Raw genomic sequence first — 12,950 nt, forward strand, 5'->3', positions numbered from 1 at the left:
CACCCCTGGTCGAGCGGGATGTTCCGGTGATGTCACCTTATGCGAAGGGGAGTGACGGCGGCCGTCCGCGGAATCCGCTCCCCGGCCCTCCCGCGCGCCCGCCGGATCCTTACCGGGCCAGTTCGTTGTCGGCCGCCACCTCGCAGGCGGCGGCCGTGGACCGGCGTGCCGACAGACCGAGCAGGCCGAGGACGGCGAGGGCGGCCAGCGAGGTGCCGGCCACCATCCACATCGCGGTCTGCATGCCCTGGGAGAAGACCTGGCCGTAGACCTCGCCGATCTCCGGTGCGCTGAGGGAGGTGTGCTGCCGGAGCAGCGCCGTGGCGTGCTCCGGTTCGCCGACCACGGCTTGCGTCCAGGGGCCGGTGGGGGCGTGGTGTTCGGCCAGTTCGGCGTTCAGCGTGCGTTCGCCCTGAAGGCGGTAGAGGTTGATGGCGGCCGCCAGTCCGATGGCTCCGCCGAGGTTGTGGAAGGTCCAGGAGGATCCGACGGCGAGTCCCGCCTGCCGCTCGGGCACGGCGGACAGCGCGGAGACGGTGGCGGGGCCGAGGATGAACGCCCAGCCGAGGCCCATGGCCACCAGCGCGAGGGCGAGGTATCCGATGGAGCTGTCAGGGGCGATCCGGGCGAGCATCAGGGCCGAGACCGTGAACGCGGCGAAGCCGGCGGCCAGGAGCTTCCTTGGGCCGTAGCGGTCGGTCAGCCGGCCGACGCCGGGGGAGAGCGCTGCCATGACGGCGGTGCACGACAGCAGTAGCGCTCCGGTGGCGTAACCGTCGTAGCCCCGTACGCCGCTGAGGTAGAGGGGCAGCAGGAACAGCACCGTGGCGTAGAAGCAGGCCAGGGCGAAGTCGGAGACGATGGCGCCGAGGAAGGCGCGGTGGCGGAAGAGCCGGAAGTCGATGATGGGGGTGGCCGCGCGGCGTTCGACGGCGTGGAAGGCGACGAGCGAGGCCGTGGCGAAGGCCAGCAGGCCCAGGGTGCGGGCGCTGGACCAGCCCCAGTGGTCGCCGAGGGTGAAGGCGAGGACCACGGCGGGGATGCCCAGGCTGATCAGCACGAGCCCGGGCCAGTCCAGGCCGGGGGCGTCCTGGTCGCGGGACTCCTTGACGCTGAAGGAGCACAGGACCAGGGCGACGGCGATGAGGGGGACGTTCAGCCAGAACACCCAGTGCCAGCCGACGGAGGACACGATGACGCCGCCGAGCAGCGGGCCGACGGCCAGGCCCAAGCCGTTGACACCGTAGAGGGCGCCGATGGCACGGCCTCGCTGCGACCGGGGGAAGGCGTTCTGGACGATGGCGCCCGTGGAGGTGTAGAGGACGGCTCCCGCGGCGCCTTGGAGGAACCGGAAGGCGATGAGCCAGCCGGTGTCCGGGGCGAGTCCGGCGCCGAGGGAGGCCAGGGCGAAGACGACGGTTCCGGTGTAGAGGACGCGACGCCGGCCGTAGGTGTCAGCCAGCCGCCCCATCGTCACCATGAACATCGACAGGGCGACGATGAACATGTTGACGATGAGCTGGAGGTCGGTCACGGAGGCGCCGAGATCGGCCTGGATCTGTGGGGCGGCGGTATTGACGATGGTGAGGTCGATGCAGCCGAGGAAGCTGATGAGGCTGACACCGGTGAATGCCCACCACTTGCGGTCGGTCGATGCTGTCACGGTGATTTTCCCCTACACCGGGTCGAAGGGCGGCTAGATGATGTCCTGGGCGGTGGCGGCCCGTTTCTTGAACTTCAGGGGGAGCCATTCCGCCTTGCCGGGATATGCGTCTTCGACGAACAGCCGGCGAGTCTCCGCCATGGCCACCGTCATGGGCTGCGGGTAAATCACATAGTCGTATCCGCGGTGCGCCCAGGTCGGCATGATGACGGGGCATTCCTCGATGAGGTAGGACAGGCAATTCCGGGACGCCGCGGCGACATCCGCTTCCGGATCGCGTGCCGTGAGACGGTCGAGGAACTTTCCGACGGTGCGGAGCAGGGCCTGCCGGTAGCGCGGGTCGTGCTCGTAGGCGTCCTCGACGTGCTTCCGGAACTGCGGGTAGACCGGATCGCGCAGTGCCTCGTCCCAGCGGAGGACATCGCTGATCGCGGAGATCCGCGCGAGCGTTTTCTCGTTGCGCTGCAGCCACTCGTCCCCCGCCCTGAGTGCGCGGTCGTAAGCGTCCTGCCGGGAAAGCCCGAGATAGTTGGTGCGCTGCAGAGTATCAGCCACGGCAATCGTCAGCTGCTGAAACCCGCCGCGTCGGATGAGTTCCACCGTGGCGCGGAGTTTGTCGCCCTCGTGATAGCGCTGGCCGACGCTCACCAGCAGGACGGCCCGTTTCCCGGCGAGAGAGAGCGACTTGCCCCTCTCCCCGAAACTCGCCTTGCTGCGACCGTCGAGGACATAGGAGTGCTGGACGAGGCCTGTGCGGCTCTGTCCACTGAGACCGTTGATGCCGGCCGTGTCGTCGGAGCCGTCGGCACCGACGAATTCGTTGATGTCATGGCCGATGCTTGTGACGTTGTTGTTCACCGTCAGCTCCACAGTTCGAGCGGGCGGTCGGTGCCGTAGTAGCCGAGGAAGTGCCCCAGAGTGATGCGGGGCTCGTCCCCCGACGGGCGCACGGCGTGGATCTGACGCGGGTTGAGCAGGAGCAGATCACCCGGGGCCGGCTTGACGACCTCCACGGGCGGGCCGATCTTCTCGCGGTCGATTCCCCAGGTCCGTCCGCCCATGAGGTGGCGGTAGGCGTCCTCGCCGGGCTCGGCCCCCCACAGCTCCAGCTCTCCGCCGGTACGCGGGATGTTGATGTAGATGTTGACCGAGAGCTGCGCCACGAGGCGGCGCGCGTGCTCGGCGGGCAGGTTCCGCTCGAGGGCGTCGGTGTGCGGATTGAGGTCGACGTTCTTGTCCTGGTAGCGGCAGATGCCGATGAACGCCTTGCGGCCTTCGACGTGCATCAAGCCGGCCCCCGCGGCCCAGGTCTCCTCCAGCAGCAGCCGCAGGACGTCGCTGGGCGAGGCATAGGGCGCGAACAGGTCGCGCATCCGCTGGATGTTGGTGCGCGCCTCGGCGTGGTAGCGATCGCGCGAAGCGCTGTCACTGATCTCGGAGTAGGCGAATCCGATGCGCTTGAACTCCGCGGCCTGACTCAGACTTCCCCGGTCGGGGTGGTCGAAGAGCTGCCGCCGCGCCGAGGCGAGGGCCTCCGGGTGCACGAACCCCGGGACGTGGACGGCCAGCGTGGTGCCTTCGACGACCGAGAGGATGTCCTCTTGGGACAACTGGCATGACGTGGTGCGCTTGACGTTGATGATGGTCCCCCGTGTGTGCGGCCCGCGTGCCCGGCAGTGAGGCGCGGGGGCGTTTTGCAGGTAATGCCATCATCTCGGCCGTTAATTACCGGATCCTCATGCTGTGTATCGATTCACAGGTGCACCCTTGGATGAGGCAGATGCACCGGCCGTTCCTCCCGACGACGGAGACGACCGCGTGGCGCCTCCGTCGTGGGGCAGGGGGCGCACCCCGGATACTCGCCATGGGCGCGCGCCTGCGCGTTCACACCCCGCCCGGCGATGCCCGGTGCGCCCCGGGCTGACGTCACAACCAGCTGACACGGGCGTCCGCGATGTCCTCCTCGGCCAGGCCGGCGGGCGGACGGGCGAGCTCCCCCTTGGCCACACCGTCGAGCAGCCTCCGTACCGCCGCCATGATGTCGGGGACGGCGTTGCGGAGGTCGGCGGCGTCGCCCGGACCCGCCTCGGAGGCCGGGACGTCGGCCTCCGTCAGGAGGGTGTCGAGGTCCGCCAGCCTGCCGGCCACCCAGTCCAGCGGTGCGGCGGAGAGTTCCTCGACGAAGACGCGCGCGCCCGGCTCCCAGCCGTCGAACCTCGGGTGGTGGTGCGCCCGGTCCAGGCTCCCGGACGGGCCCGCCACGGACTCCAGGAGATCGGCCCGCCACACCGGGCGGTCGACCACGATGGGCCGCGACGCGTAGATGCCTCCCGGCAGGTCTCCGGACCGCAGGACGCGGACCTCCAGGCGCACCCCTCGTTCGGCGCCCTCCTGCCCCGGGACCGGGTCGGGATCCACGAAGTACATGTCGCTCGCCACCACGCCGATCCGCTCGAAACCGCAGACGTACAGCATGTGCCCTCCCGAATGCCCCGACTGACGGAACCGCTGTCCTCAGAGTGAGACGATGCCCGCAGGTACGCCAGAGGGCCCGATCGAGCCACGGGCGACTGCCCGGACAGCCCCCACTCGCGCCGCCATCGGACGTCACGCGATCCCGCCCTCGCCGGACCTGCGCCCGCGCCGGCGCGGCACGCTGATCGTCAACGTCGGGGACAACCACGCCGCGACCACCCGCGAGGCGGTTTTCGTCTCCTACTCATCGCGCTGTCGGCGCACCATCTCGGTGATCCAGACGGGCGCGAACGGAGACGTGCAGCCCGGGGAAGTCGGGTAGTCCTTGAGTACCTCCAAGCGCTCACCGATGTCGATTGCACGGGTGCGGTGCTCGGCGTGCTCGATCCCGATCTGGGCCAGGCAGTGGTTCATCGCCCACTGCAGGCGATCCGGGGCGTCTTTCATCTCCGCATCGATGACGTCGAGCAGCCCCGCGAGGTCGAGGCCCTCGGGATGCTTGGTCACGCGTTCGGTGGTCAGCGCCCAGCCGGCGCTCGCGACCACTGGATCCGGATCGGCGGACCAGGCCAGGCGCAGCTCTTCGGAGTGCGGGTTCTTCTTCACCACGTAGTTCACGAGCCAGTCGTGCACCTTGGGTGTGCGCGCCTCGCGCAACATGCCGTCCAGCTCGTCACGTTCGAACGCCTTCGGGCGGCAGATCAGGGTCGCCAGCAGCCTTGCCGCGGTGTCACCCGTCTCCCAGAGTTGGCACGCGAGCTCCTGCTGCGTCTTCAGCCGCTTCGCGAGCGCGCGCAGCTTGCCGAGGTTCACACCGTGATCGTCACCGTGTTTCTCGTTCACCGCGCGGGTCTTCGGGTCATCGAGCCCGGCCAGCTCGGCCATCACCTCGGCCAACGCCGTCTCGGCCACCTCAGCCTCCTGTCCATCACGTGCGAGATTCAGCCTACGACGGTTCACGATCGGCCTCGCCCGGTTCACCACGGCCGGCCGTCGCACCCCCGCACGCGTCGTACCGGTCCATATCGCACAGGTGTGCGTCACGGGTCATCCGGCTGCCTGCCACCTCGTGCGCTGCCGGGGCCTTGATGTGAGCGTGGCAGTACAGCGTGGAGCCCGAGAACTGCGAGGAGGTGATCGTCGTGGCGGGACCGAACAGGGAGGTTCCGGGCGAGGACATCGTCAAGGGCCGGCCGATACGTCCTCGGCGAGCCGGGGGGTCCGGACCGGACCGGGCCGGGTCGGCCGCAGAGCGTCGACGTGTCCGCCTTCGTGGACCTTGCCCGGGCCGAGCCCGTCATGGTTCTGCACCACGACACCCGCCGCGACCGGCTGATCAATACCTTGATGAAGCAGACCGGCAAGCACAAGACGGCCTGACCTGCGCACCGCGGGTCTCCGCCGCGGGCCGCATCTCCGTCCGCAGCCGGATAGATGGAATGGTCATACCAATGCGGTGACCGTTGAATTCCCCGCTCCCTCCCCCCACCATGGCCTCGGAGGCACCTCATGCCCGAGCACCACTCCGGCCCGGGCCGCCCGCATCCCCCCACAGCGGCGGCCATCCTCCTCTCCCTGCTGACCGTACTCACCCTGCTCGTCACTCTCCCCGGTACCGCCGCCGCGGTGCCCGGGAACGACATCCGGCCGACCCACCCCGAGCAGGACTGGATGGGCTCGACCATCCGCGCCCACGAGGGCGAACGCGGCCCGGTCGCCAAGGGCTCCTCACTGCCCGACCCCTCGCTGCCCGACCTCCCCCTGGCGGGCCCCCCGGCGAGCGCCTCGGTGAGCGCCGGGGTCAAGGGCGTGGACGTCAGCAGCCACAACGGCAACGTCTCCTGGTCCAAGCTCTGGAGCAGCGGCATCAGATTCGCCTACGCCAAGGCGACCGAGGGCACCAGCTACACCAACCCCCACTTCACCCACCAGTACAACGGCCCGTACGACGCGGGCATGATCCGGGGCGCGTACCACTTCGCTCTGCCGGGCAACTCCAGCGGCGCCGCACAGGCCGACTACTTCGTCGACCACGGCGGCGGCTGGACGGACGACGGCTGGACTCTGCCGGGCGTGCTCGACATGGAGTACAACCCCTACGGCAGCACCTGCTACGGCCTGAGCACGGGCCGGATGGTCGACTGGATCGAGGACTTCCTCGACGCCTACCGGGACCACACCGGGCGCGACGCGGTGATCTACACCTCGACCGCGTGGTGGAAGAAGTGCACCGGCAACCACGGCGGATTCGGCAAGTACAACCCGCTGTGGGTACCGCGCTACGGCTCTTCCTCCGGTGAGCTCCCGAACGGCTGGGACTTCTACACCTTCTGGCAGCACACGAACACCGGCCCCACCGTCGGCGACCACGACCGCTTCAACGGCTCGTACGACAGGCTCGAGGCGCTCGCCTACGGCTGACCGGGCCACGGGGTGAACGACGGTGGGCCCTGGCTCCTCGGCGCCGGGGCCCGCCGTCGTTCACCCACCAGCAGCCAGTACTGCGGTCTAGCCTCGTGCTTCTTGTCGGGGGTGGAGTACCCCAGTTGGCGGGAAGCCCGGTGCTGCACGTATATCGCGTTGTGAGCCCATGGGCAGGCGCATAAGGTCATCGGCATGTCTGTACGTCTTCGTATGCGTCAAGCACTGCCGGAAGCGATGCGCGCCCGTGACAAGGCCGCAGTGAGCGCCCTGCGCGCGACACTGGCCGCGCTGGACAACGCCGAGGCGGTGCCCGTGGACGAAGCGCAGCTCCGCGGCGTGGCCCTTGAGCATGCGCCGGTCGGTGCCGGCGCCACCGAAGCACCGCGGCGTGAGCTGAGCGAGCACAGCATGGTGGATGTCGTGCGCGCCGAGGTCACCGAACGGCTGGAGGTCGCAGCGCAGTTGACCGCACCCGCGCATGCCGACCGAGCCGCGCAGCTCCGCGCGGAGGCTGCCGTGCTGCTTCGCTTCCTCGACGGCCCCCGCGCCGCATAGGATCCGGCGCTGCATCACCTGCGTACGACGAGCAGGAGCAGGAGCAGGAGCAGGAGCAGGAGCAGGGCAGGCCGGGAATGGGTGCGGTCGGCGTGCGGTCGGGCGCGCTCCGGGGCCGCCCCGAGTTTGAGCCGGCTCTTGTTACGGCCCGGCGTCGGGTTGTGTGATCTCGACCAGGCGCGGGGCGGAGAAGCACCAGCGCAGCCACAGCACTGATTCGATGTCCCAGAAGGGTGCCGCGGCCAGGCCGTCCGCCACCGGGATGCGGAACCCCTGGGCCGCGACGATCGCGCGCAGGGTCATGTGCACCCCGGCGAAGTCCCGGGCGGCCTTCGCCCAGTCGGGGTAGACGTCGTCGCCGCGGACCAGCGGGTAGCGCCCGACGAAGGCCGCCCAGTCACATGCGCCGCCGATGTCGAGGACGTCGGCGGTGAGGTCGGTGACCGGCAGCTCCCAGGTCTGCCAGGGCAGGGGGTGGAGACTCGATCCCAGATCGAGATACATCCGCCACATGCCCGGCCCGTCACGCCGCGCCGTGGACGTGTAGAGCCCCAGGTGGAACGGCTTCGTGCTGGGCGGACCGGAATCCCCGCCGGGCTCGGTGAACCGCTCCCGGTCCGGGGCGGGCCGCCGGTGCGGCATCAGCTCGTGCGGGCTGGTGCCGATCCAGTGCTGTCGTGTGCGGTCGAGCGGCCCCCGGACGAGGCACTCCTGGTCCCGGGCGAGCCGGGCCAGCAGCAGGCAGCCGTCGGCCATCTCGTCCGCCTCCTCCACCTCGGACGGGGCAAGGACGGCCGGACCGCCCGCCAGGGCCGTCACTTCGGGTTCGGTCCACCCCGTCATGACGGAGGTGAAGTGGCGCAGGCCGGCGTCCGTGCCGGCGGTCGGGTCCGCCGTGTCGAGCTGTGTCACTCGCCGGCGAAGGATCAGGGCAGGGGTGGGACGCACACCGTGATCCTTCCCCGGTGGCGCCCCCTGCAACACGGCGCCGTCCTTCCGGCGGCCGCGGGTCAGCAGGAGAGGGAGACCTCCTGGCCGAGAGCGTTGGCCGAGTCGGTCGGCGGGTTGTAGCCGGGCGGGAAGACGACCTTGAAGTACATCCAGCCCCGGTATTTGCCGGGGCTGCAGCTCACGGCCGCGTTGTTCTGGGCGCTGCGGGTGTTCCTCTGTGTCCTCGGCGTCGACTGCTTGACGAGATGCCCGTTCTTGTACAGGGCCGCGCGGGTGGTGATCTCCGGCACCGGTGCCGAGCACGAGACCGTCACGACGACGTTGATGGTGCCGGGCACGTGGGTGGAGTTGTGCGGGCGCTGCACCTGGCCCTGGCATCGGATCACCGCGGACGCGTCGGCGTCCGAACCGGCCTTGCCGGCATCCACGCTACCCCCGTCAGCGTCGCGCCCCTCCGGCACGGTGGCCGGAGCGGACGGGTCGCCGGCCGCCGCGGCGGGGGAGGTGCCGCCGACCAACGCCAGGACCGCCATTGACGCGGCGGCGACTGCCGTCCTCCATGTGCGCATATCTGCTCCTCCATGTGCGTCTGCTCCGGTTTGGGTGTGGGCACACCAAGAAGAGACTGTACAAAGGGGAATCGATTCATCATGAAAGCTGACATGTGTTCGAGCGTGGATCCCGGTCGGTTCGGGCGCTGCATTGTCGGCCGGACTCAGCTGGTGTGAGCAGGATGCGGGTCGGGGAGGGTGCCGGACGGCCAGAGCGTCTCGGGGAAGGCGGCCTCGTCGGAGTCGGTGTCAGGCATGAGGGTGGTGAGCATCTGCTCGGCGGTCTTGGCGTTGTCGGCGGCGCGGGGCAGCATGACGCTCTCGTAGGCGTCGAGTGCCGCGTCGATGGCGGAGTGGTCGATGACGGCTCGGGCGAGTTCGGCGCCGTCGAGCAGGGCGAGGTTGGCGCCGACGCCGGCGGGCGGCATCAGGTGGGCGGCGTCGCCGAGCAGGGTGATGCCGGGCACGCGCTGCCAGGAGTGGGGAACGGGAAGGGCGAACACGGGCCGGTTGATGAATCCGCCCTCGTTCTCGCGCAGGATGTCCAGCAGACTCTCGTGCCAGCCCTGGTACTGGGCGAGGAGGCGCGCGCGTACGGCTTCGGTGTCCGCGAGGTCGAGGCCGGCGTGCCAGTCCTGGGGGCCGCGGAAGGTGACGTAGGCGCGGACGTGTCCGTTGCTGTTGCGCTGCAGCACCAGGCTGCGGCGGCCCGCCTTGGCCGTCATGGTGCCGCGGCCGACCAGGTGGGCGATGCCGGGGTGACGGTGGTCGACGTCGTCGAAGTGGGCTTCCACCATCGTGACACCGGCGTAGGAGGGTTGGGCGTCGGAGAGCGCGGAGCGCACTCGGGACCAGGCGCCGTCGGCGCCGATGACCAGGTCGAACTCCTCGACGGTGCGGTCGTGGTGGTGCAGGCGAGCGGCGCCGTGGGGGAGCGGGGTGACGGCCCTTACCGAGTGGCCCCAGCGCACTGTTCCGGGGGCGAGGGAGTCCAGCAGGAGCGCGCGTAGCTGACCGCGGTCGATCTCGGGCCTGCTCAGATCGCCCTCGCCGGCCTGGTCGTGGCGTATGAGCGACGCGTGGCGGTCGTACAGGCGCCACTCCTGGCCTTCGGGCCGGGACAGGGCGAGGAACTGGTCGAACAGACCGGCTGCGCGCAGGGCTGCCTGGCCGGTGTCTTCGTCGATGTCGAGAGTGCCGCCCTGTGAGCGGGAGTGCGGGTGGGTCTCGCCCTCGTAGACGGTGACCGGCACGCCGTGCTGCTGCAGGACGCGTGCGCAGACGAGGCCGCCGAGGCCGGCGCCGGCGATCGCGATGCGAGGGGTGGTGAACATGAGGGTCACGCTCCGTTCGACGGTTGAGGAGAGTGCTGGTGTCTTGCGGTGACGCCCTGTTCCGGGCAGGGCGGATCAGCCGTTCCGGCGTGGGGGCGCGCCACGGATTTCCGGCAGCTGAGTGCCAGTCAGATGTACCTGATCACAGAAACACAGCCGCCCTAAAAGTACAACTGCTACGACTTTCTATCCGATTGCCTTTGCGATCGAATCCCCTCAAGCGGGTAGGGTGGGCGCATGACTGGCACAGCGACAGGACGCCGCGAGCGCAAGAAGGCCCAAACCAGACAGGCCCTGGCGGATGCCGCGGTGCGGCTGTTCACCGAGCGCGGCTTCGACGACGTCGGTGTGCGCGAGGTGGCGGAAGCGGCCGACGTCTCGCTGAGCACGCTCTTCAAGCACTTCCCCAGCAAGGAAGCCCTCGTCTTCGACCTGGACGCGGACGTCGAGAGTGCCCTGGTCGCCGCCGTTAGTGACCGGGCCCCCGGTCAGTCCGTGCTGCACGCCCTGCGCGACCACATGGTGCACGCCCGTACCGCTGTGCGGACCGACGACCCCACGTACGTCCTCGTCGAATCCACTCCCGCGCTGCGGGACTACGCCCGGCGCATGTGGTCGCGCCACGAGAAGACGCTGGCTGCCACCCTCGCCGAGGCCACCGGGCTCACCCCGGAGGACCCCGCCGTCGCCGGCCTGGCACGCTTCACCCTGGAAGCCCCCAGCATCGCCCGTGCGAGCGAAGACCCGCCCCGGACCATGCGCGACTTGTTCAACCTGCTGGAACACGGCTGGGCCACCACCCTCTTGGCACGACAGGGGGAGGGCTGCCCCGGTCGGGACGGGTGACGGCGATCGGATGCTGCAGCAGTGCAGGCAGGCTGACCCACCGTCAAGAATGCGAGCCGCGTCAGGCGTCCATCTTCTGAGCGTGTTGCAGAGGATTCTCTGCAGAGGGCCCTATGCAGAGAGTCCTCTGCAACTTACGATGTCGGCATGGCCGATGAACCCGAGCGCACATCGCAACCCGCCAAGCCCACACGCCGCCTCGATGCGCGCAGCCTGCGCGGGCTGGCCCATCCACTGCGGATGCGGATCTTCGAACTGCTGAGTCTGGACGGCCCCGCCACCGCCACGGGGCTCTCCGAGCGTCTCGGGGAGAACACCGGGACCGTCAGCTGGCATCTTCGCCATCTCGCAGAGCACGGCTTCATCGAGGAAGAGGCCGAACGGGGAACGAAGAGGGAGCGCTGGTGGAGAAGGGCCGGCGGCACAAACGAGCTGCACACCACCGATTTCCGTGACGATCCCGACAGCCGTGGTGCGCTGTCGGTCTACTTGCACGAACTGGTGCACCAGTACTTCGGCAGGGTGACGAACTACCTCAACGAGGACTGGGATGACGCATGGCGGGGCGCCGGCACCGTCTCGGACTGGCGCGATCTACGGATGACGCCGGATCAGCTGGCGGCGCTCAACGCGGACCTGATGGCGGTCATCGCCCGCCACACGCCCGCCCCGGACACCGAACCGGACCCCGACGCGCTGCCCGTCGTCGTGCAGCTCCAGTCGTTCCCCCGTAAGAAACGGGGCACCGCATGACCCGGGGCACACACCGCGGCGGCCTCCTGCGGCGCCACCGGGACTTCCGCCTGCTGTGGTGCGGCGAGACCGCCGGCAAGTTCGGCGCCTCCGTCACCGGGGTGGCGATGCCGCTGATCGGCGTAACCGAGCTGCACGCCGGCACGTTCACGGTCGGCCTGCTGACCGCGGCCACCTGGAGCCCTTGGCTGATCATCGGCCTCCCCGTGGGCGCCTGGGTGGACCGGAACCGACGCAGGCCGATCATGCTGGCCGCCGCCGCGGTCTCCTTCGTCCTGTTCGCCGGCGTCCCCGTCGCTGCTTGGGCCGGTCAGTTGAGCACGGGTCTGCTGCTGGCGGTCGCGCTCCTGACGGGCACGGCCGCAGTGTTCTTCCAGACCGCTTACAGCGCCTACCTCCCCAGCATTCTGGAACCCGACGACCAGCCCGAAGGCAACGCCAAGCTGCACGGCAGCGCAGCCGCCGCACAGATCGCCGGGCTCAGCTCGGGCGGCCTGGTCGCGCAGTTCGCCGGTGCGGTCAACGCGATGTTCGCCAACGCCACCACGTTTCTCGTATCCCTCCTCTGCCTGTCGGGCATCCACCACCGCGAGCCGCGCCCCACCAGAACCTCTCGTCGCTCCAAAACTCTGGTCGGTGACATCGGTGAGGGCCTGCGGCTGGTCGCAGGAGACCCCTGGCTCCGCACCCTGACGCTCTTCGGCGCCACCTCCAACCTGGCCCTCATGGGATACCAATCGATCCTGGTGGTCTTCCTGGTCCGAACCGTCGGACTGGACCCCGGCCCCGTCGGCGCAATCATCGCGGCCGCCGGTGCAGGGGGCGTCGCCGGAGCCCTCGTCGCACGCAGGGTCGCCGCCCGGGTCGGCACGGCCCGCGCGACGCTGCTCTTCGAACTGGGACTGCCCGTATTCGCCCTGCTCATCCCACTGACCACGGACGGGGCCGGAGCCCTGCTCTTCATAGCCGGCGGCTTCTGCGTCTCCGCCGGTGTCGTGGCCGGCAACGTCATCAAAGCAAGCTTCCAACAGCGCTACTGCCCACCGGAGCTCCTCGGCCGCCTCACCGCAACCACAGCATTCCTCAACTACGGAACCATCCCGCTAGGAGCATTGCTCGGCGGAACGCTCGGCGAAGTCCTCGGGGTCCACGCGGCCATGTGGATCACCACAGCAGGCGTCCCTCTCGCCGGGCTGCTCCTGCTCTTCTCCCCGATCGGGCGGACCCGGAACCTGCCGACGTCCGGCGCGGTCGATGCATCGGGCGTCGCCTACCAGCGGGCGTGAACGCCAGGGCGGTTGGAGGGCCGTGAGCACGCCGGTACCCTGCGGGTTCGGTGTCGTCGCATGGGGGTCTGAGAGATGTCATCCACCTCGTATCCCGGGCGGGGTACGCGCG

Annotated in this window: 13 protein-coding genes; 5 read left to right on the plus strand and 8 right to left on the minus strand. The window is 69.6% G+C overall.

The annotated features are described in order from the left end of the window. Positions 1-109 precede the first annotated feature (109 nt). The 5 genes from AS857_RS00665 to AS857_RS00685 all read right to left on the minus strand — a co-directional run bounded on the left by AS857_RS00665 (position 110) and on the right by AS857_RS00685 (position 5,050). A complete protein-coding gene (locus AS857_RS00665) occupies positions 110-1,663 on the minus strand; it encodes an MFS transporter (RefSeq protein WP_058041104.1) in 1,554 nt (517 codons plus the stop codon). 33 nt (positions 1,664-1,696) lie between these two features. After that, entirely contained in the window at positions 1,697-2,521 is an 825-nt protein-coding gene (locus tag AS857_RS00670) for a tRNA-dependent cyclodipeptide synthase (protein ID WP_245699519.1), read from the minus strand. 2 nt (positions 2,522-2,523) lie between these two features. Next, positions 2,524-3,273 carry a 2OG-Fe(II)-dependent halogenase WelO5 family protein gene (locus AS857_RS00675; RefSeq protein WP_216823925.1) on the minus strand — a complete coding sequence of 250 codons (750 nt, stop codon included), beginning with the start codon at positions 3,271-3,273 and terminating at the stop codon, positions 2,524-2,526. Between the two features lie 316 nt (positions 3,274-3,589). Continuing rightward, a complete protein-coding gene (locus AS857_RS00680) occupies positions 3,590-4,138 on the minus strand; it encodes a hypothetical protein (protein WP_058041106.1) in 549 nt (182 codons plus the stop codon). 240 nt (positions 4,139-4,378) lie between these two features. Continuing rightward, positions 4,379-5,050: a DNA alkylation repair protein gene (locus AS857_RS00685; protein WP_420823901.1), complete on the minus strand. Its 672-nt coding sequence runs from the start codon at positions 5,048-5,050 to the stop codon at positions 4,379-4,381. 597 nt (positions 5,051-5,647) lie between these two features. Here AS857_RS00685 and AS857_RS00695 point away from each other — a divergent pair. Continuing rightward, positions 5,648-6,559 (plus strand): lysozyme, encoded by a 912-nt coding sequence (locus AS857_RS00695; protein ID WP_058041108.1) that lies wholly within the window; start codon positions 5,648-5,650, stop codon positions 6,557-6,559. Positions 6,560-6,796: 237 nt separating this feature from the next. After that, a complete protein-coding gene (locus tag AS857_RS00700; RefSeq protein ID WP_058041109.1) occupies positions 6,797-7,117 on the plus strand; it encodes a GatB/YqeY domain-containing protein in 321 nt (106 codons plus the stop codon). Between the two features lie 141 nt (positions 7,118-7,258). Here AS857_RS00700 and AS857_RS00705 read toward each other — a convergent pair whose 3' ends face one another. The 3 genes from AS857_RS00705 to AS857_RS00715 all read right to left on the minus strand — a co-directional run bounded on the left by AS857_RS00705 (position 7,259) and on the right by AS857_RS00715 (position 9,953). After that, a complete protein-coding gene (locus AS857_RS00705; protein WP_144440672.1) occupies positions 7,259-8,065 on the minus strand; it encodes a hypothetical protein in 807 nt (268 codons plus the stop codon). Between the two features lie 62 nt (positions 8,066-8,127). Next, positions 8,128-8,637 carry a hypothetical protein gene (locus tag AS857_RS00710; RefSeq protein ID WP_144440673.1) on the minus strand — a complete coding sequence of 170 codons (510 nt, stop codon included), beginning with the start codon at positions 8,635-8,637 and terminating at the stop codon, positions 8,128-8,130. Between the two features lie 146 nt (positions 8,638-8,783). Further along, positions 8,784-9,953 (minus strand): FAD-dependent oxidoreductase, encoded by a 1,170-nt coding sequence (locus tag AS857_RS00715; RefSeq protein ID WP_058041112.1) that lies wholly within the window; start codon positions 9,951-9,953, stop codon positions 8,784-8,786. Positions 9,954-10,190: 237 nt separating this feature from the next. Between AS857_RS00715 and AS857_RS00720 the strand changes: the two genes are divergently transcribed. The 3 genes from AS857_RS00720 to AS857_RS00730 all read left to right on the plus strand — a co-directional run bounded on the left by AS857_RS00720 (position 10,191) and on the right by AS857_RS00730 (position 12,838). Beyond that, positions 10,191-10,799, plus strand: a complete 609-nt coding sequence (locus AS857_RS00720; RefSeq protein WP_058041113.1) for a TetR/AcrR family transcriptional regulator — start codon at positions 10,191-10,193, stop codon at positions 10,797-10,799. A 147-nt stretch (positions 10,800-10,946) separates the two neighbouring features. Continuing rightward, on the plus strand, positions 10,947-11,552 hold the full coding sequence (locus AS857_RS00725; protein WP_058041114.1) for an ArsR/SmtB family transcription factor: 606 nt from the start codon (positions 10,947-10,949) through the stop codon (positions 11,550-11,552). Beyond that, positions 11,549-12,838, plus strand: coding sequence for an MFS transporter (locus AS857_RS00730; RefSeq protein ID WP_058041115.1), 1,290 nt, complete (start codon positions 11,549-11,551; stop codon positions 12,836-12,838). The genes AS857_RS00725 and AS857_RS00730 overlap by 4 nt, the downstream gene beginning before the upstream one ends. Positions 12,839-12,950: the final 112 nt, after the last annotated feature.

Origin of the sequence: Streptomyces roseifaciens (assembly GCF_001445655.1) — a bacterium.
Lineage (GTDB): Bacteria > Actinomycetota > Actinomycetes > Streptomycetales > Streptomycetaceae > Streptomyces > Streptomyces aureoversilis.

Bases quoted from the DNA above. Each gene is read 5' to 3' on its own strand.
- AS857_RS00680 (WP_058041106.1), bottom strand. From the start codon at position 4,138: ATGCTGTACGTCTGCGGTTTCGAGCGGATCGGCGTGGTGGCGAGCGAC.
- AS857_RS00695 (WP_058041108.1), top strand. From the start codon at position 5,648: ATGCCCGAGCACCACTCCGGCCCGGGCCGCCCGCATCCCCCCACAGCG.
- AS857_RS00700 (WP_058041109.1), top strand. From the start codon at position 6,797: ATGCGCGCCCGTGACAAGGCCGCAGTGAGCGCCCTGCGCGCGACACTG.
- AS857_RS00710 (WP_144440673.1), bottom strand. From the start codon at position 8,637: ATGCGCACATGGAGGACGGCAGTCGCCGCCGCGTCAATGGCGGTCCTG.
- AS857_RS00715 (WP_058041112.1), bottom strand. From the start codon at position 9,953: ATGTTCACCACCCCTCGCATCGCGATCGCCGGCGCCGGCCTCGGCGGC.
- AS857_RS00720 (WP_058041113.1), top strand. From the start codon at position 10,191: ATGACTGGCACAGCGACAGGACGCCGCGAGCGCAAGAAGGCCCAAACC.
- AS857_RS00725 (WP_058041114.1), top strand. From the start codon at position 10,947: ATGGCCGATGAACCCGAGCGCACATCGCAACCCGCCAAGCCCACACGC.
- AS857_RS00730 (WP_058041115.1), top strand. From the start codon at position 11,549: ATGACCCGGGGCACACACCGCGGCGGCCTCCTGCGGCGCCACCGGGAC.